This is a genomic window from Legionella resiliens (genome assembly GCF_021344005.1).
In the GTDB taxonomy this organism is placed as follows: domain Bacteria; phylum Pseudomonadota; class Gammaproteobacteria; order Legionellales; family Legionellaceae; genus Legionella; species Legionella resiliens.
Window position 1 is genome coordinate 407,853 of sequence record NZ_JAJTND010000004.1, and the last position, 19,474, is coordinate 427,326.

Genomic DNA, 19,474 nt, shown 5'->3' on the forward strand with positions numbered 1-19,474 from the left:
AACCCTCGTTTGGCGTTCTTCAAAAACTCTACTTAAAAGGAGAAAAAAGTTTATATTATTGTATTAATTGCAATTTTTTTACACGACGGCTTTCTTCTTTTGATTCATTGCTTTAAAATTATCCTGAAAACAATATTTGCTATTAGGTAAGTGAATATTGTTCATTATATTGACTTCATAAATGAGGCACTTTATGTGGCGTAAACTCAAAAGATTTTATCTGGCGATAATTTTACTCACGGTAAGTCCTATTCTTTCTGCTAGGGCTATTATTGATGCTGATGTTTTCCAAACTTTAAAACATTCCAAAACTTCTACTCAAACTCCTTTGTCACTTCTGGTTTTTTTACATAATCTTTCAGAAAAAGAATCGTTTATAGAAGAAATAAAAAAAATTCAGGATGTGCGCGTTCAAGATGTAGGGTTCATGCCTGCAGTAGCAATCCAAGTTCCCAGGAATCGTAACTTACTTTATCAAATTGCTAATTTTGATGCCGCAGCACAAATTTCTTCACATTTTGCCGCTCAATCGGAGCTGGAAGTGACTGCTCAAGTTTTGAAACTTGCACCTTCATCTTTTTACCCTAATGTAAGTAATTGGTGGGATCATGGTTATACTGGTCAAAAAGGAATTATCGGTATAATCGATACTGGCGTAGATCCTTTGCACCCCGCATTATCCACTAAGCGATTAATAACGCATCAAGAGCTTGGTTCCGGCTATTCTAATCTCATTAATGGAGTAAAAGAGCCGCATGCAACCGGTGTAGCCTGTATTTATGCCAGTAATCATGAAAAGTATAAAGGTATGGCTTATGGTGTTTCTACAATTATTTCTGGATTAGCAGGAGAGGAAACAGCCGATCCATCAAGTATCATGCGCACTATGGAGACTTTGGATTGGATGTTGCACCGTTCTGAACTTAAACCTACGCTTATTAATTACAGCATGGGGAATGGACGGCTGGATTTGAATTGCCCTGCTTGTCCAGAGTGGAGTGGGCTTGCAAAAATTATAGACTATGTGGTGAATGCTCAAAAAATTCTCTGGGTAAAATCAGCCGGGAATGCAGGATATATAGAACCCGCACATCAATTTACCTTTGCCTCCACCCTAACTGTTCCGGGCGATAATTATAATGGGATTACTGTCGCCAATATGAATACGCTTGTTTCTGAAAATGAGACCGTTGTAAAAACTGCAGATAGAAGTAAACACCATATTAAGGACACCAGTAGCCGAGGTCCTACACCTTTTGGTAGACGTAAACCGGATTTAACTGCACCTGGCCATGATACTATGACTTGTGCCCCTGATCCCAAGGTGTATGGCTTTATCTATTCCAATGCAATGAACTACAAAGATGGCTATCGTCTTATGGGAGGGACCAGTTCTGCAGCCCCGCATGTAGGTGCTTCGGCATTGTTATTACAAGATGCAGGGATTCAGAATCCTATGGCCATCAAAGCGCTACTCATCAATAGTGCAGATACCTGGACTGATGCAGGTACAGCAGATTCTGGACATTCTAAAATTATGGGTTCAGCCTGGAATAGAACTTATGGCTGGGGTTATCTCAACATGGAAAAAGCATTTCAACAAAGAAACAATATTATTGAAAGTGAACTCACTGTAGAAAACCCAATATGGGAATACCAAACCATACTTAAACGGGGAGAAAAAGTTACTTTAGTTCATGAACGACGTGTGGGATATACTTCTGAAGGAAACGAATGGAAGCTCAGCCATCTGGAGCTAACTCTTATCGATGTAGAACATCAAAAAGTAATTGATAGCGATACCAGTCCTATAGACACAGTACATCAAGTTGCAAATTGTAAGCGTGAGCCGCAGGAAACAAAATGCTCCGCGGAGAGCAAAACGATGAGAGTTTTAATAAGGGTTAAGTTATTGAATAAAATTATCGATGGCAGTTCAAGCGAACCCTTTGCAATTGTAGTTCCTCCACAAGAAGAAGCTGATATCACTTAAGTGATGTAAATCCTAACGAATGAGTCAGAATATTCTTATCTTTCAACAGAGAAAAAAATGAAGCTTACTTATCTTCTTGAATTCAAATTTATATACACTATGATAAATATATGCCCCCAATTATTTGTTTGCGAATCAATTTTTTTCTCTTTTTAGGCATTATTCAAGAAGAAATTTTTACACAAGAGAAAAATTAGAGGGCACGCTCTTATGATTCGCAGATAAAGCGATGCTCACAAGGCGACACTGGGAAATGACTCAGGGTAAAAATATATTTAGGATTTAAATTATGAGAGTTAAATTTTTCAGACGAGTAGCCTCAAATAATGAATATTATAGCGCTTTGAAAGAAGCGCACAGAGCACAAAAACCCGGGTTAATAAGTGGCGCCTTATCAGGTTACAGTTGGCGTTATAAAAGCATGGGAAAAACTATAGAGGTGATAACAAACCTTGAAGAACAAAAAAAGTTACAACAACACGCAACAGATAATTTAAAACGTTGGGCAAAAACAAAATCCAGTGCTCCTTTGAAAGTTGAAGTTGTACCTAAAGATTGGGGATCTGCAACTTTTGAGGCAACGAAAGAACATGGTGAACCTTATTCTGTATTGAATATGGCGAATTCACTCTACCCCGGAGGATCCGTACTCGGAGGAGGAAATGCACAAGAAGAAAATATGTGGCATCGAACCACATGTGCGCTTTCATTGATGGATAAATGGATTGAGTTTGATAAAACTACCTACTCATTTTTATATACTGAGGAAGGAAGAAAGCTGGTTGAGGCAAGGAAGAAAATGACTGAGGTGGAAATCACTATTCTAAAAGAACGTTGTCCCGGAGTCTTTTCTTCTGATGAACTTTATAAAACCTTATTTAGTAAAAAACCCAGAGTGTGCTTTAGAGGCGAAGAACTATATTTTGACCCATCATCAGCAGATGAATACCTATCAAGAGGATATGAGCCTAATCCTGATCTAAGTTACCTGTTTCTTCCTGCATCAAGCATTTTTCCTTTTTATGAATTGAGATCGGCTGCTCCCGAACACTTTTCTGAATCACAATCACAAGAACCTAAAGTATTAAAAGCATATGAAGATAATTTGCGCCGACGAATTGCAGCACAATTGGACACACTAATTCTTGAGGAACGACCTTATGCGATCTTCGGTGCATGGGGTTGTGGTGCGTTTAAAAATGATCCCGAACGTGTAGCAAAAATTTATGCTGAAGAAATTGAAAAAAGGGCTAGCTTTTTTCAACATATCCTGTTTCCCATAATTGATACCAAATCAAATTCCCAAAATTTCGATATATTTTCAGGAGTCCTCACTGGAATAGCACTTGGTGAAAGCAGCGCACCTCGCAATACGAATAAAGTTTAAATATTTCTCTTTGAAGTACCAGGGTTTGGTTACAATTTCGCTATCTTGGCCAAAATGCTGTGATTTTATGCGATCCGATACTCACATACTTTGTGTATGCTCCGTTTCGGTGCTCTAAAGTCGCAGCATTTTGGCCAACAGAGTAGAATTGTAAACGAACCCTAGAGCTTAAGGGAATACGTTAAAATGGATTAAAAATGTTTGGCTTTCCTTCGCTATATGTAGTATTAAAATAAAAAATAGATTTAAATATGCAATTGGATCAAACTGGACACTTAGCTTTCTGAAAGTACTGCTGAAAAATAAGTAGCGTGCGCACAGACATTTGCGTGCCTGCCTATTAAAGAGTTCCTATTATAAGGACAAAAAATGATTTTAATGAACTCTTGGAATTTCTTAAAGGAACTATTTAATAATTGGAGCCGTGATAGGGTTTCAAGTAAAGCCGCAGCACTTGCTTACTATACATTATTTTCCCTTGCTCCAATTTTATTAATTTGTATTTTCATTGTAGGAACAATATTTGGTGAAGAAACTTCTCGCGAACAAATTTTGGCTCAAGCAAGCAATTTAATAGGAAAAGAACCTGCTTTACAAATCCAAGAAATAATTCGAGATAGAAATCATTCAACTCCTTCTTTTTTAACAAGAGTAGTCAGCTTTATAGTTCTCTTATTTACTGCCTCAGGAGTTTTTATTGAGATTCAAGTGGGGTTAAATGAGATATGGGGTGTCAAAACAAATCCTGATGCAGGATGGTTTGTAAAATTAAAAAGTCGTTTTTTTTCTTTTGTTATTGTTTTAGGAATTGCTTTTTTATTATTAGCATTCTTAATTTTGAGTACTGGCTTCACGCTCTTAAGTAAATATTTAAATTATATGAGTACAAATATTTTAGTGGATTTAATAATAAATCACTTAATCTCTTTTTTTGTTCTCACATTATTATTTGCGATGATATTTAAGTTTCTACCGGATGTAGTATTAAATTGGCGCGATGTGTGGTTAGGAGCATTAATCACTTCTTTATTATTTAGTTTCGGAAAAATTCTCATTGAATTTTACCTGATACAATTTCCTAATTATTCAATATTTGGCGCTGCAAGCTCTTTAATTATTATTTTAATTTGGGTGTATTATTCATCCCAAATTTTCTTTATTGGTGTGGAGATCACAAAACTAGTTTCTATAAATAAAGGCAAAAAAATTAGAGCAACGAAAAATGCCATCCTTAAATAAAATAATTGGAAATACATTAATCTGTCCCTCGCATTAACGCTCAAACAGAAATATCTTCATCAATCTTAGACCAATGTACGCCTAATTATGCGATTAGATATTCTTGAGTTGACGGCAATTTCATCGCATAAGGATTATTATACGATGCGAGCTCTTACAACCAGGTTTCATTGGAAAAACAATTCGAGTGCAGCTGAATTTGTTTTATGTTCTAACAACTAGGTTTATAAGATTCATCTACCGCAAGTTCATTACTCATAGGCTCTCTTATAGATACGTTTATGCCTTGATCTAGTTGCATACTCTTTTTGAATTCCTTGAGCATCTCGGACTTAAATAAACAAGTATGCTGACCTGATCTTTCTCTTAGTGCCGTCATGGTTTTAGAGAGTGCCTCAGAAAAATTTACATGTGCACTTTTAACAGCACAATGACTGTTTGGTGATGGTTCTTCGTAATAGCGAGCCCCTGGTTGTTCTGGTCGACTTGGATGAGCTTCAAGCACCTTTGGTTGAATTTTACTTTGATGAGCTTCAACTTGATCGGGTGTTAAACCTCCAACCTCAAAATGACAATTTTTTAGTCTCAAACTGACAGTACCTACACTTCCTTCTAACTGATGTTGTACTCTATAAAATTGGCCTCCTAAAATATCATTTTTTAAGTGCTCAGGCATGCCATCTGCATCATTTATATGTGTATATTCATTAAATGAAAATCCAAATGCATGCGAAAATGCTATTGCATGAGGAGGAAATATAATGGAGCCTTCCTCTAATTTTAAAGGTGCTGACTCTGGCTCCGGACTTTTTAAATTAAGTTCATTTAATGTCATCCTCATTATCGGGCCAAATACTAATTCACGTTCTAATGGGTGCATTACATTAGCTACTACGAGTAAGTCTTTCATGCTATTAACTGTAATTTCAGGGACTTCTCGATTAAAAATTTCGATTAATTTTTGAGAGCCGGGAAATTCAGACATGCTCTCTATCACTTCCGGATCTTGAACACAAAGCGTATGAATAAATCCTTGAAAAAAACAGTTTGCTCCGGAACCAGTTGTGTAAGCAGTTTTTGTAAGCGATTCTATTAACTCGGATTCATTCATCGTGCATTTAATTTATTTAAATTAATTATTATTATAGCATACTTGGAATAGCTCCAGAGCTTCAAATCTTTTAGACGGGAGTTCGAATTCAGTTGTATGAATTTTAGGATTACTTTAGATTAAATTGTACCTAATTCAAACGACACGGGGCATTCCAGTTTGCATTTATCCCTTTTCTGTAATTTAACCCTTTATTCGAGATTGTGCTCATTTTCGCATGACCCATGATGAATCCCATAAATCTCCTTTTGTACCCTATCATCCAGGAATCTTATGAGTTGGTGTGTTGGTTTTTATTTATCTTCGTGATACAACTTCATAGTTTTTATTTCCTGGCTTATGGACATCAGATTTAACAAAAAGGATTGGTTCATGATGAGAAAAGCTGCTTTATGTCTTTTGCTTATACTGAGTGCAATGAGTTTACCTCTGTTAGCTAAGGATAAAATAATAAATTCTGCATTCCAAGGGAATGAGTGTGTTGAAAATATAGAGTCATGTGTCAGCGATGGCGGTATATTTATGGATCAATGTTCCATACATGATCGAGATATTCCGCAAATTCTATCTTATCTCAATGAGCACCCCGAAATTACCCGCTTGAGCCTCTCCGATAATCAGATTGGCTATCAAGGAGCAGAATTGCTCTCAACGAATACTCATATTCGTTATCTGTTTTTAAATGGAAATCGTATTGGCTCATTAGGGGCTGAGATATTGGCAAAAAACACCTCCTTGGTTTATCTCCTTTTGGGAGACAATCATATTGGTCCCTATGGAGCTGAAGCTTTAGCAAATAATACTACCTTGTTTTTTCTTTCTCTTGACGGTAATCCTATAGGTTCTTCAGGTGCTAAATCATTAGCAAAAAATAAATCACTGATTCATCTTTCGCTAAGAAAAGCTCAAATTGGTGCAGCAGGTGCAAAGGCATTGTTTGCGAATAAGACATTGAAAAGTTTATATCTAAGTAGTAATCATTTAGGTAATGAAGGTATAGAATTTCTTGATAAAAACCAATCCCTCAAATTTATTGATTTAGAAGACAATAATATTGGTAAAGATGGGGCGAAAATTATAGCAAGAAAACCTAATTTGCTTTACCTCATTGTTGATCACAATCCTTTACATAATGAGGGAGCCATTTTTTTAGCCCAGGCCAGGGCCCTTGAGTGGCTTTCAATTGTTGATTGTGATGTGGGTCGAGAAGGTGCTCAAGCTTTATCTGAGTTAAATCATCTTACCCTGCTGAACATCGACAATAATTTAATCGATGATGAAGGCATTGCTGAGCTTGCAAAAATAAGTTCTCTGAATAATTTATATGCGGGTAATAATCTTATTGGAGATTATGGAGCAAAAATCCTGGCAACAATGATACAACTGCAAAATTTGGGTTTAAGTCACAACTATATCGGTGATGATGGCGCATTGGCTTTAGCTGAAACAGCAACCCTGTATACGTTAGATGTAGGATTTAATCACATCACTGCAATTGGAGTAAAAGCATTAAAAAACAATGAGGTACTGACTTATTTGAATACTCAGGGGAATCCCGGGGATGAAAAGTAAGTGCAAGGAACGCATCTTGCGAGAAAAATCCGACCATTCGCTCCTCCTGCCTACGTCCCGCAGCTTGTCCGCGGGATCCAGCTTCGATGGCCATTCATGGATGCCGCCGACAAGCCGTGCACCTGGGTGATATGTCTATTGCAATGTAGCCTGAATGCATTGACACGAAACCCAGGCTACAGGTAACAGAGGTACTTATTTTGAGATTAATTGCATGATTGCGTCAATTGCTTTATCCAAGCTTAATTGTTGTGTTTCTCCGGTAGCACGGTTTTTATATTCGACACAATTTTGTTCCATATTTCGTTCACTTAGGATGATACGATGCGGGATACCAATTAAATCGTGATCTGCAAACAATACACCGGCTCTCTCATTACGATCATCAATTAATACATCAACCCCCAGCTCTTTTAGACTTTTATATAAATCATCTGCCTGACTTTGGACTTTCATTGATCGATGCCCATTTAAAGGAATTATGACTACCTGGAAGGGGGCAATATTTTGAGGCCAGATAATTCCCTGTTGATCATGATGTTGTTCAATGGCTGCTGCAACCACACGGGTGATACCTAAGCCATAGCATCCCATTAACATGGTTTCTAATTGACCTTGTTCATTAATCACTGTGGCATTCATGGCTTTAGCGTATTTATCCCCTAATTGAAAGACATGCCCAACTTCGATGCCTCGGCAAGAACGTAGTATCCCTTTACCATCCGGACTGACATCTCCTTCTTTTACATTACGCAAATCAGCAGCAAGGTACTCGCTGATATCTTTATCCCAAGCAGCATATTGGTAATGTTTATCTGCCTGATTCGCGCCACAAATAAAAAAATCCATAGCAAGTGCATGATGATCCACAATTACCGGAATGGATAAATTGACTGGTCCTAATGAGCCAATTGGTGCTTTCAAAGTTTTTAAAACAGTTTCTTCATCTATAAATTCTAAGGGGGAATGGACCGAAGGATGTTTTATTGCTTTGACTTCATTCAGCTCGTCATCACCTCTTAAAACCAAGGCAACCATAGGGTGCTCTCTTCCTTTTACAATCAAAGTTTTGATGGTTTGACTGCTTGCAACATCTAGGAATTTTGCCACTTCTGCTATGGTTTTTGCGTTTGGGGTATCTACCAAAATCATTTTTTGGCTGGTAGGGGTTGCCTTTTCTGGTTTTAGGCTGGTAGCTTGTTCGATATTTGCTGCATAATCCCCTTGGTCACTGTAGAAAATCAAATCCTCTCCAGAATCAGCCAATACCTGGAATTCATGAGATGCGGAGCCGCCAATAGCTCCTGTATCTGCTTCAACTGCACGATATTTGAGTCCTAGGCGATCAAAGATACGGCAATAAGCTTGGTACATATCTTTGTATGTCATCTGCAGGCTTTCCAAATTTAAATGGAACGAATAAGCATCTTTCATAATAAATTCACGAGCACGCATTACACCAAAACGCGGTCTGATTTCGTCACGGAATTTGGTTTGGATTTGATAGAAGCTTGCTGGCAATTGCTTGTAGGATTGTAAGTCATTACGCATAATGTCAGTAATGACTTCTTCATGGGTAGGGCCAAAACAATAGTCTCTACCATTAGCATCCTTCATGGTAAGAAGCTGTCCGCCAAAAGTATCCCAACGTCCAGTTTCTTGCCATAGTTCAGCAGGTTGAACTGCAGGCATGAGCAGCTCCATGGAATTAATGCGATTCATTTCTTCGCGAACTATGTGTTCTACTTTGCGTAGTACTTTTAAACCTAAAGGCATCCAGGTATAAAGGCCTGAGCCCAGTTTACGAATCATTCCTGTTCTCAGCATCAATTGATGGGAGACTATCTCCGCATCGTTTGGCGTTTCTTTTAGAGTTGTTAAAAACCATTGAGACGCACGCATTTCTACTCCTGAATAGTATTGTTCTTAATGGAACAGCATTATACAGAAGTTTCCGCTCAAAAACAGGTGAGACAACGTTATACCTCTTGCCAAATTCGGTGAGCAGAGTGAAGTGAAATTTATTCGGGGTTCTGCTTTGGTATATAAATGTGCCATAAAAATTATACCCCCATCTTGGCTTCTTCTAATAATCCATTTAATTTAGAAGCTAGATGTTCATAATTTTTTCCACCCAGCTGACTCAGTTCATACTCATAATTTTTAAAATGAACTTTACCTGTTTGAACATTATAAACGGCACCAACCATGGAAATATCATTTTGTTCTATCATTTCATGCAGAATGGAACTGCGCTCATAAATTTTTTGCATGGTATTGGCTACGTTTAACTCAGTGACGTTATTCATAAATAATGGATTTTTACTGTTACGACTTGCTTCTGTTTCGCTTTCAGCATTGATTGCGGGTTTTATTTTATTAAGCAATTCCGTAATATGACCTTTTTCAACTCCATCACATGCAGATTGAATGGCGCCACAACGGGTGTGACCAAGAATAATAATGAGTTTGACGCCAATAACATCACATGCATATTCAATACTAGCCAGAATATCATTGTTTACCACATTCCCGGCAACGCGCACGCAAAAAATATCGCCAAAGCTCATATCAAAAATTGTTTCTACAGGTACCCTAGAGTCAATACAACCAAGAACGATGGCAATCGGATGTTGTCCCTTGGCAGTATGCTTAATGTCCAGTTGGTTCGAACGGTGGATCAAGTTATCATTGAGGAAACGTTGATTTCCTTCATATAAAATATTTAATACTTGCGCTGGTGACAGATTCGATTGTACGTCATACGTTGTGACATTGATAAAATCAATATAATTATGAATTTTATAATGCTCCTTAAAGCCAATCAGATTCAAGGAGATTTTTTTATTGGGGGCTTGTTCCTCTTTGAATTCTTTTAACAGCTCGGAAATTTCCTTATCAATGTACTGAGTATATCGTGCATCAATAATTAATTGCGATTCTCTAGGTATGGAAGCAAGTTCTGCAACCAGAGCTGCCTTATTAAGAAAGGTCATTTGTTGTGGAAGGATCAGGCGATTAATTTCTCCAGTAGGATGCATTTCCTTAAGAATGTTAATCCGCGCCTGACTGTTTGATTTTAAGATATAGAACAAACTGACGGCCAGCCCAATTAAAATACCCGTTAGCAAATTAAATACAATAATACCAATCACCGTAGCAATAAATGGAATAAAGCGATCACTACCTTGAGCATATATAGTGCGATAAATAGAAGGTTTATTCAGTTTATAACCTGTATAAATCAAAATGGCAGCTAACGAGGATAAAGGTATTTTATTTAACGTACTTGGTATCAACAGTACTGCAAGGAAAATAAAAACCCCATGCAAAATAGTAGATATTTTGCTCTTAGATCCGGCCTGGATATTAATGGATGTTCTAACGATTACAGAGGTAATTGGAATTCCGCCAATTAAACCTGCTGTCATGTTTCCAACTCCTTGAGCAACTAATTCTCTGTTCGAGGAAGAATAACGGCGTTTTTTATCCAGCTTCTCTCCTGCCTTAAGGTTCAATAAGGTTTCAAGAGAAGCAACAATGCCAATGATAAAGGCATAAACATAGACTTTAGGGTTCGTCAGGGCGGACCAATTGGGGTATTCCAATTGGCCAAATAGATCATGAAAACCATTTGTTTGGGGAATGTTAACCAATTGCGGCGAATCTTGAACCAGGCTTGAATCGGTCCATTGAAACAATTCATTAAGTAGTACCCCTAAAATAACTACAAGAATAGGGGCAGGTATTTCTTTTAATACTTTATTTTTTGTCACATCAAAATAAATTAACGTAGTCAGTGAAAGTACCGTAATCAACATTGCCCCAGAGTTGACATGGTGGTATAGAGCAAGAATAGGGCTTAACGTGATTTCTTCCGTTGTTTCTAGTAAATGTGTTTTGAGTTCATTAAAATCTGCAGAAAGTGTGAATGCCAGCGGCAATTGTTTGATTATTAACAAAATACCGATCGCACAGAGTAGGCCCTGAACCACATTAGAGGGAACGTAATCTGCTACAAATCCAGCTCGGAAACTTCCTATTATGATTTGTAGTAAACCGGCAAGTAAGAGAGCAACTAAAAATGAGTTGAAATCCCCAATATGGGCTATGGCAGTAACTACCACAGCAGCCATACCTGCAGCAGGTCCACTGACACTCACATGCGAGCCGCTTATGCAACCGACAACAACTCCTCCAATAATTCCACTTAAAATTCCAGAAATAAGCGGCGCCCCCGAAGCGAGAGCAATACCTAGACATAAGGGGATGGCAACAAGGAATACGACTATGGCTGCTACAAAATCAAATTTAAAATAACGCTTTGCATAGATTCGAAATATACGTGAGTCAACCGTTGCATTTGTAAACATGGATCTATTTTTCCTCTAGTAACAAAGTAAAGTAAATTATTGATGAAGGTTAAATTATTTTAATTTTAGATTATAGTGTTATTTAATAAAACATTATTGTAACAAAAATGTTATTAAATTGTTACGGTTTGGTTAAGATTTTGTGGTTCTTATTATCTCATTGGCTTATATCGATACATTGTGTGTATTTAAATGGTTCATTAAATGATCGGATAATTTAAGGATGAAAAGATCGAAGGAATTTTTAATATTGGAGAGAATGCAGGGGAATGTTAACTCTAAGCCTGGATTTCATTTCTGCACCCAGGCAACTGAACGTTATTTATACTTCAATAGGCTCAAACTCTTCTGTACTAAAGAGTTCGTCGGTATTGGTTGTTTGATTTGTAATCAATCCATGCTCAAGGTTTCTAAAATCCCACATATCTTGATCCATAAGTTGGCTGGGTTTGATGCTCTGCAGGGCATGAAGAATATTACTTGGAACTTTGGGGTTTTCTTCAGCAAGCTGATTAATTAAATTTGCTACTTTTTTGCGCATTAAGTTTTCCTGTGAACCACAAAGAGTACACGGGATGATGGGATAGGATTGTTCCTTGGCAAACGCAATAATGTCTTTTTCTTGCACATAGCATAATGGGCGAATCACTATATGCTTTTTATTGTCGCTAAGTAATTTAGGTGGCATGGAGCGAATATCACCATTGTAGAGGATCGACATCATTAATGTACGAACTAGATCATCGCGATGATGGCCTAGAGCAATTTTATTGAACCCATGTTCTTCAGCATATCGATAGATAATGCCGCGTCGCAAGCGTGAGCACAAAGAGCAATACGTTTTACCTTCAGGTATTTTTTCTTTAACGATACTGTAGGTATCCCGTGTCAGAATTTCATGAGAGATGGAGCGATCAACCAGCCATTGACGCACTGCAGTATCATCCCAGCCAGGTTGGGCCTGATCCAGGGTAAAAGAAAATAGTTCAAATTTATTCCCGGAGCGGCGTCGCAAGTGATCCAGAATCGTTAAAAGGGTAAAAGAGTCTTTACCACCTGATAAACAGACCATAACCCGATCGCCACGCTGGATCATGTTAAAATCTGCAATTGCTTTACCCGTATAATGGAGTAATTTTTTTTCAACTTGAGAAGGATTGGACATTATTAAAAACCTGAATAAAAGTTGTTATTTAGTGGTCTTGCTTTCAGCTGGCGGTAATCTGCTAACCCGGGTTGTTGCTAACCATGAATTGATCAGTTCGAGATCATTTACATTGAGTGTTCCGGCAAGATATTTTAGAGTTAAAACGGCATTAATTAAATTATATTGGTCATTGGCAAGCTGATTCTGCGCTTCAAACAGACGTTGTTGGGCATTTACCACATCCACCATGGTACGAGTACCTACTTCAAATTGAGCTTCTGTGCTTTCCAATGAATTTTGTTGTGAAATAATAGTTTGTCGATCTGCCTTTACTTTGCTAATTCCGTCGGTAATTGTGTTAAAAGCAATTCGGCTGTTTACTACCACATCTCGATAAGTTTGTTCGACCTGCTCACTGGTAGCTTGAAAATTATGTTTTGCTTGTCGTGTTTGTGAGAGTACCAGTCCTCCTTGGAATGCAGGAAAGTTCAAAGCTAAACCAATACTGGATTGCTTTTGATTTGCAGGTAAGAAAGGGCTGGATGTATTGACTTCATTTGTTGTTTCTGTCGACTTTCCCTGGATGGCGATGGTAGGCCAATTTCCTGCAGAAAGCGCCTTCATATTTTGCCGGGCTACTTCAAGATTGTATTTCGCAGACCATAATTTATAGTTTTGCCTGAGGCCTGTATCGATCCACTCGTCCACATCGTTAGGTTCTGGCTTAACAAGGGGAATGGTGCCATTTCGCAGCGGTGCTATGGACTCATAAACATGATTGGTTAATTTTCTTAAGTTTTCGCTTTGATTTTCTTGGTTGTTGCGTGAGGCAATAACTGTAGCCACTGATTGATCATAGGCTGCTTTTGCTTCATATACAGAAGTAATGGGATCAAGTCCGACCTCAAAACGTTGTTTCGCTTGTTCATACTGGCGCATGTTTGCACGTTTTTTTGCTTCGGCAAAATTTAATGTATCTTGGGCAAACAGTATATCAAAATAGGCTTTGGCCGTTCTAAGAATTAAATTCTGAGCTGCATCGTTAAACGTGGCTTGTGCTGCTTTAACAGATGATCGTGCTTGTTGTACTCTGGCCCAGGCTTGATAATTGAAAACAGCCTGTGATGCAGAAAATTGCCATGCTCTGGATTTATAATAGTCGTCTTGGATAGTAAAAAAACCATCATTCACATGGATGAAGTTTCGAGTTGTTTGTGCCGTAAGGCCTGCTTGAGGAAGCAATGCAGACCAGGCTTGAGGTAGCGCTTCTTTATTAGCCATATAAGTATCATAGGCATTTTTGAAGACAGGATCATTTTCAAGAGCTTGATGATAGATATCCATTAGGTCTGTTGCAGCAAATGATTGCGACATCAGACCCAAAGTCATGAGATAGCAGATCAACAATTTTTTCATTTAAAGTAAATCCTAAAATACAAATTCTTTGGGCTTTGATTTATTGATCAATAAAGGGATGTTTGTTTCAAAAAGCAGTGATTCATGCCAATTTTCATGGTGATCCAATTCATATAATCGACCTTGCATTACAGGAGATGTTCCTTCAATAACAAATAATTTCCCCCCGGGAAGTACCTGTAAACGTTGGGTCTCGGTTATTTTTTCCATTGCCCCGGTGAATATGACCACATCATAAGGAGCATCTTCTAACCAACCTTGGTTGGCATCCCCAGTGATTAATTCAACATTATCGCAGTGATGCTCTTTTAATTTATGAGCGGCATTATTCGTAAAATCCGCATAATAGTCTATGCTAATTACTTTTTTACACAATTTACTCAGCATGGCGGTAAAAAAGCCACTGCCTGTACCCACTTCTAAAACTATTTCATGGCCTTGTAAATCAAGAGCCTGCAAAATTTGTCCTTCTTCTAAAGGGGTGAGCATGCGTTGACCATGATTAAGAGGTATCTGCATATCTGAATAAGCAAAATTCATAAATTGTTCGGGAACGAATTCATGTCTAAGTACTACATCATACAAATTAAGTATGGATTCGTCTAAAACATCGCCAGTTCGAAGTTGTTGCTTGACCATGTTAATGCGCGCGCTTTGATAACTCATTTGTTCTACCGTGTTGGTTGTTCTATGTTAATATTGACTATTAATTTGCCATAACCCCGCTTTGCGATGTGTTCGCGTTGATTTCACATTTGGGGATTTCAGAATTCCGCAAATATGCTGCGAAACAAGGTTGTGGAAGCGAATTGTCAACACACTTTAAAAACTTTGGCACAATCTTAGCAAAAAAACAGCGTATGTGCTAAGAAATAATGCTTGAATCCCGAATTTCATGGTGACTCTGTTTAAAGTTTGCTATGATCCACTATTTTTAATAGTTTTCTTAAATAGATTTTTGATTACCTCAGTGGATTTCTTATGAAGTGAGCGATCTGGGGAATTTACGATAATTCAATGAGAGGAGAATGCAGTGCTTGAGCAATTTACTGATTATTTGCAAACTGAAATAGCGACACTTAAAAAAGAAGGCTTATATAAATCAGAGCGGGTTATTTCCAGTCAGCAACAAGCCGCTGTCACAGTAAATCATGAAGAAGTACTCAATCTCTGTGCTAATAATTATTTGGGTTTGGCCAATGATCCTCAACTTATTGCCGAAGGGCAAAAAGCACTAGCTCAATACGGCTATGGTATGGCTTCTGTGCGTTTTATTTGTGGTACTCAAACGCCTCACAAACAGCTTGAACAGAAAATCAGTCAATTTTTAAGTAAAGAAGATACTATATTATATTCTTCGTGTTTTGATGCGAACACAGGTCTTTTTGAAACTTTATTAGGAGAAGAAGACGCGATTATTAGTGATGCATTAAATCATGCCAGTATCATTGACGGTGTTCGGCTCTGTAAGGCTGCACGCTATCGATATGCTAATAACGACATGAACTCTTTGGAAGAGCAATTAATCGCCGCTAAAAAAGCACGATTTCGCCTAATTGCTACAGACGGTGTTTTTTCTATGGATGGGATTTTGGCAAATCTACCTGCAATCTGTGAGTTGGCAGATAAATATGATGCCATGGTTATGGTTGACGACTCGCATGCGGTTGGTTTTATGGGTGAAACTGGCCGTGGGACTCCTGAGCATTTTGGAGTTAGTGATCGCATTGATATTATTACAGGTACTCTGGGCAAAGCTTTAGGTGGTGCATCAGGCGGTTATACTGCAGCAAACCAGACTATAGTGGAATGGTTGCGCCAACGTTCCAGACCTTACTTATTCTCAAATACCTTAGCACCAGTGATTGCACATACTTCGTGTGTTGTTCTGGATAATTTGATGAAAAATAACCATTTGGCTGAGAAATTAAAACGTAACAGTCATTATTTTCGTGAAGGTATGACTCAATTAGGTTTTAAATTAATCCCAGGGGAACATCCAATTATTCCTGTGATGTTGGGTGATGCAAGCTTGGCAGGGCGCATGGCGAATCGTTTATTAGAGTTAGGTATCTATGTGGTTGGTTTTTCTTATCCTGTAGTACCTAAAGGGTTAGCACGGATTCGCACCCAAATGTCAGCCGCACATGAGTTACATCATTTGGACAAAGCGATTAAGGCATTTGAAACTGTAGGTAAGGAATTTTCTGTTATATAAAGCAAGTCATCTTTTCTGAATCGCGGGGAAGATCGTATTTTTGAGGTACTTTTATGAAATCATTAGTCAAGGCGAAAAAGGAACCTGGAATTTGGATGGAAGAGGTCGCTATACCGGAATATGGCGTCAACGATGTATTAATTAAAGTAAAAAAAACAGCAATTTGTGGCACTGATATCCATATTTATTCCTGGGATGAATGGGCGCAAGCAACTATCCCCGTACCTATGACTGTAGGGCATGAGTTTTATGGCGAAATTGTTGCAGTAGGCCAAGAAGTACAAGGACTTCATGAAGGACAACGTGTTTCTGGTGAAGGGCATATAACCTGTGGTTTCTGCCGAAATTGCCGCGCAGGTAAACGTCATCTTTGTCGTAATACTTTAGGCGTGGGCGTCAATAGACCAGGCTGCTTTGCAGAATATTTATCCATACCTGCGAGTAATGTGATTGTTCTTCCTGATAATATTACTGCGGAACAGGCTTCAATTTTTGACCCCTTTGGAAATGCTACTCACTGTGCTTTGGCTTTTGATGTCGTTGGTGAAGATGTATTGATTACTGGTGCTGGGCCAATTGGTATAATGGCAGCTGCTATTGTAAAACATATAGGCGCGCGCCATGTGGTTATTACGGATGTAAATGATTATCGTTTGGAGTTAGCCCGAAAAATGGGGGTGACTCGCGCAGTAAATATTAAGTACGAAAAACTGTCTGATGTAACTTCTGAGTTAGGAATGCTCGAGGGGTTTGATGTCGGTTTGGAGATGTCAGGGAACCCTATGGCCTTAAATGAGATGATGAAAGCAATGAATCATGGTGGGCATGTAGCTATGTTAGGTATTCCTCCTCAGGAAACAGCTATTGATTGGAATCAAGTTATTTTTAAAGGTCTCGTGATTAAGGGTATTTATGGACGTGAAATGTTTGAAACTTGGTATAAAATGATTGCCATGTTGCAAAGTGGATTGGATATCTCGCCAGTCATAACGCATCGTTTCCCAGTTGATGAGTACCAACAGGCATTTCAAATTATGGCCTCGGGCCAATCGGGCAAAGTAGTCCTTGATTGGTAGAAAATGATGCAATCAATAACTGAAAGTTAAGGATTAAATTAAGAATAGAGTTGTAGCCTGGAGCAAGGGGAACATCACAATTGCCATGAAGATGGAAAAGGCCTACATCCCGCGGCGTGTTCGCGGGATCCCGAAAACGAGCCAGAGTATTGTATGCTGGATACCACGAATAAATTGCGGTATGTAATATCCAGGCAATAAAGAGTTTAAAAAAGACGGAGTAGTTATGTCACAATATATTTTTACCATGAATCGTGTCAGTAAAATTGTTGAAAATCAACGTTTTATTTTAAAAGATATTTCATTAAGTTTTTTTCCTGGCGCTAAAATTGGTGTTTTGGGATTGAATGGTTCTGGTAAGTCAACTTTATTACGTATTATGGCAGGTGTTGACACTCATTATGAGGGAGAGGCACGACCACAACCAGGAATTAAAATCGGTTATCTTGAGCAAGAGCCCCAATTGGATCTGGATAAAACGGTACGGGAAGTTGTTGAAGAAGGCGTTAAGGATATGAAAGAAAAACTCGCCCGCTTTGACGAAATCAGCATGCGTTTTGCAGAGCCAATGAGCGATGATGAAATGAACAATTTACTTGCTGAGCAAGGTGAATTGCAAAATGCCATTGAAACAGGTGGCGGTTGGGATTTAGATAGAAAACTGGATGTTGCTGCTGATGCACTGCGCTTACCTGATTGGGATGCTGTTGTAGGCAAGTTATCAGGAGGTGAACGTCGCCGAGTCGCATTATGCCGTTTATTGCTTTCCAACCCTGATATGTTGTTACTTGATGAACCAACTAACCATTTGGATGCAGAATCCGTAGCTTGGTTAGAACATTACCTTGAGGGGTTCCCGGGTACAGTAGTTGCGATTACCCACGATCGATATTTCTTGGATAATGCTGCAGAATGGATATTAGAACTGGATCGTGGAGAAGGAATACCTTACAAAGGCAATTACTCTTCATGGCTTGAACAAAAAGAAGCACGGCTAGAGATGGAGCAAAAACAAGAAGATGCTCATATGCGTGCAATGAAAGCAGAATTGGAGTGGGTACGTACTTCACCTAAAGGACGTCATGCGAAAAATAAGGCACGCCTCGCTCGATTTGAAGAAATGAATTCGAAAGAGTTTCAAAAGCGTAATGAAACAAATGAAATTTATATTCCACCAGGTGAGCGTTTGGGTGATCTGGTTCTTGAAGGGGAGAAAATTACAAAATCATTTGGTGATCGAATCTTAATTGACAATCTAGATTTTAAACTTCCTAAAGGGGGTATCTTAGGGATTATTGGTCCTAACGGAGCAGGTAAGTCTACATTCTTGAAAATGATTACTGGTCAGGAAAATCCTGATGAAGGTGAAATTCGCATCGGTGATACGGTCCAACTGGCTTATGTAGATCAGATGCGTGATGAATTAAATCCCAATAAAACAGTTTGGGAAGAGATTTCTGATGGACACGACATCATGCAAGTAGGGAGTTTTCAAATGCCTTCACGTGCCTATGTGGGACGTTTCAATTTTAAAGGCTCGGATCAGCAAAAGAAAATGGCTCAACTTTCTGGAGGGGAGCGGAATCGTGTGCATTTGGCAAAATTACTGAAAAGTGGCGGGAATGTATTATTACTTGACGAACCCAGTAATGATTTGGATGTCGAGACTTTACGTGCTTTGGAAGATGCAATTCTCAATTTCCCTGGTTGTGTTATTGTGATTTCGCATGATCGATGGTTTTTAGATAGAATTTGTACCCATCTGATGGCTTTTGAAGGTGATTCCCAAATTACCTTTATTGAAGGAAATTACAGTGATTATGAGGCGGATCGAAGACGTAGGTTAGGTGATGCAGCAGATAGACCATCACGAATTAAATACAGAAAATTAGAGTCGTAAGGTTCAAGGTAACTACTCCCTCTTGCCGACGTCCCGCGGCTT

Annotated in this window: 13 protein-coding genes; 7 read left to right on the plus strand and 6 right to left on the minus strand. The window is 38.5% G+C overall.

Annotation, left to right across the window (positions count from 1 at the left end; translation table 11 throughout):
* Nucleotides 1-193: 193 nt before the first annotated feature.
* From LXO92_RS07275 to LXO92_RS07285, 3 genes are all read left to right on the plus strand, one after another.
* Nucleotides 194-1,993: a S8 family serine peptidase gene (locus LXO92_RS07275; RefSeq protein WP_182352002.1), complete on the plus strand. Its 1,800-nt coding sequence runs from the start codon at nt 194-196 to the stop codon at nt 1,991-1,993.
* A gap of 289 nt (nt 1,994-2,282) precedes the next feature.
* Nucleotides 2,283-3,380: a poly(ADP-ribose) glycohydrolase domain-containing protein gene (locus LXO92_RS07280; RefSeq protein WP_182352003.1), complete on the plus strand. Its 1,098-nt coding sequence runs from the start codon at nt 2,283-2,285 to the stop codon at nt 3,378-3,380.
* A gap of 369 nt (nt 3,381-3,749) precedes the next feature.
* Nucleotides 3,750-4,619, plus strand: a complete 870-nt coding sequence (locus tag LXO92_RS07285) for a YihY/virulence factor BrkB family protein (RefSeq protein ID WP_182352004.1) — start codon at nt 3,750-3,752, stop codon at nt 4,617-4,619.
* 211 nt (nt 4,620-4,830) lie between these two features.
* On the opposite strand, the gene LXO92_RS07290 is transcribed toward LXO92_RS07285, so the two are convergent.
* Nucleotides 4,831-5,730, minus strand: coding sequence for a hypothetical protein (locus LXO92_RS07290; RefSeq protein WP_232890700.1), 900 nt, complete (start codon nt 5,728-5,730; stop codon nt 4,831-4,833).
* A gap of 372 nt (nt 5,731-6,102) precedes the next feature.
* Between LXO92_RS07290 and LXO92_RS07295 the strand changes: the two genes are divergently transcribed.
* Nucleotides 6,103-7,302 (plus strand): leucine-rich repeat domain-containing protein, encoded by a 1,200-nt coding sequence (locus LXO92_RS07295; protein ID WP_182352007.1) that lies wholly within the window; start codon nt 6,103-6,105, stop codon nt 7,300-7,302.
* Between the two features lie 195 nt (nt 7,303-7,497).
* Here LXO92_RS07295 and LXO92_RS07300 read toward each other — a convergent pair whose 3' ends face one another.
* From LXO92_RS07300 to LXO92_RS07320, 5 genes are all read right to left on the minus strand, one after another.
* Nucleotides 7,498-9,204, minus strand: coding sequence for a proline--tRNA ligase (locus tag LXO92_RS07300; protein WP_182352008.1), 1,707 nt, complete (start codon nt 9,202-9,204; stop codon nt 7,498-7,500).
* Nucleotides 9,205-9,365: 161 nt separating this feature from the next.
* A complete protein-coding gene (locus LXO92_RS07305; RefSeq protein WP_182352009.1) occupies nt 9,366-11,675 on the minus strand; it encodes a bifunctional SulP family inorganic anion transporter/carbonic anhydrase in 2,310 nt (769 codons plus the stop codon).
* Between the two features lie 322 nt (nt 11,676-11,997).
* Nucleotides 11,998-12,840: a tRNA 2-thiocytidine(32) synthetase TtcA gene (gene ttcA / locus LXO92_RS07310; RefSeq protein ID WP_232890701.1), complete on the minus strand. Its 843-nt coding sequence runs from the start codon at nt 12,838-12,840 to the stop codon at nt 11,998-12,000.
* Nucleotides 12,841-12,864: 24 nt separating this feature from the next.
* The gene (locus tag LXO92_RS07315; RefSeq protein ID WP_182352010.1) at nt 12,865-14,238 is read right to left on the minus strand and encodes a TolC family outer membrane protein; all 1,374 of its coding nucleotides are present in this window, start codon (nt 14,236-14,238) and stop codon (nt 12,865-12,867) included.
* A 12-nt stretch (nt 14,239-14,250) separates the two neighbouring features.
* Nucleotides 14,251-14,904, minus strand: a complete 654-nt coding sequence (locus tag LXO92_RS07320) for a protein-L-isoaspartate O-methyltransferase family protein (RefSeq protein ID WP_182352011.1) — start codon at nt 14,902-14,904, stop codon at nt 14,251-14,253.
* Between the two features lie 367 nt (nt 14,905-15,271).
* Here LXO92_RS07320 and LXO92_RS07325 point away from each other — a divergent pair, with 367 nt between their 5' ends.
* From LXO92_RS07325 to ettA, 3 genes are all read left to right on the plus strand, one after another.
* Entirely contained in the window at nt 15,272-16,456 is a 1,185-nt protein-coding gene (locus LXO92_RS07325; RefSeq protein WP_182352012.1) for a glycine C-acetyltransferase, read from the plus strand.
* Nucleotides 16,457-16,509: 53 nt separating this feature from the next.
* Nucleotides 16,510-17,532 carry an L-threonine 3-dehydrogenase gene (gene tdh / locus LXO92_RS07330; RefSeq protein ID WP_182352013.1) on the plus strand — a complete coding sequence of 341 codons (1,023 nt, stop codon included), beginning with the start codon at nt 16,510-16,512 and terminating at the stop codon, nt 17,530-17,532.
* A gap of 226 nt (nt 17,533-17,758) precedes the next feature.
* Entirely contained in the window at nt 17,759-19,432 is a 1,674-nt protein-coding gene (ettA, locus tag LXO92_RS07335; protein ID WP_182352014.1) for an energy-dependent translational throttle protein EttA, read from the plus strand.
* The last annotated feature ends 42 nt before the right edge of the window (nt 19,433-19,474 follow it).

Coding starts and splice junctions, on each gene's coding strand:
- LXO92_RS07275 (WP_182352002.1), top strand. CDS start 194: ATGTGGCGTAAACTCAAAAGATTTTATCTGGCGATAATTTTACTCACG.
- LXO92_RS07280 (WP_182352003.1), top strand. CDS start 2,283: ATGAGAGTTAAATTTTTCAGACGAGTAGCCTCAAATAATGAATATTAT.
- LXO92_RS07285 (WP_182352004.1), top strand. CDS start 3,750: ATGATTTTAATGAACTCTTGGAATTTCTTAAAGGAACTATTTAATAAT.
- LXO92_RS07290 (WP_232890700.1), bottom strand. CDS start 5,730: ATGAATGAATCCGAGTTAATAGAATCGCTTACAAAAACTGCTTACACA.
- LXO92_RS07295 (WP_182352007.1), top strand. CDS start 6,103: ATGATGAGAAAAGCTGCTTTATGTCTTTTGCTTATACTGAGTGCAATG.
- LXO92_RS07300 (WP_182352008.1), bottom strand. CDS start 9,204: ATGCGTGCGTCTCAATGGTTTTTAACAACTCTAAAAGAAACGCCAAAC.
- LXO92_RS07305 (WP_182352009.1), bottom strand. CDS start 11,675: ATGTTTACAAATGCAACGGTTGACTCACGTATATTTCGAATCTATGCA.
- ttcA (WP_232890701.1), bottom strand. CDS start 12,840: ATGTCCAATCCTTCTCAAGTTGAAAAAAAATTACTCCATTATACGGGT.
- LXO92_RS07315 (WP_182352010.1), bottom strand. CDS start 14,238: ATGAAAAAATTGTTGATCTGCTATCTCATGACTTTGGGTCTGATGTCG.
- LXO92_RS07320 (WP_182352011.1), bottom strand. CDS start 14,904: ATGAGTTATCAAAGCGCGCGCATTAACATGGTCAAGCAACAACTTCGA.
- tdh (WP_182352013.1), top strand. CDS start 16,510: ATGAAATCATTAGTCAAGGCGAAAAAGGAACCTGGAATTTGGATGGAA.
- ettA (WP_182352014.1), top strand. CDS start 17,759: ATGTCACAATATATTTTTACCATGAATCGTGTCAGTAAAATTGTTGAA.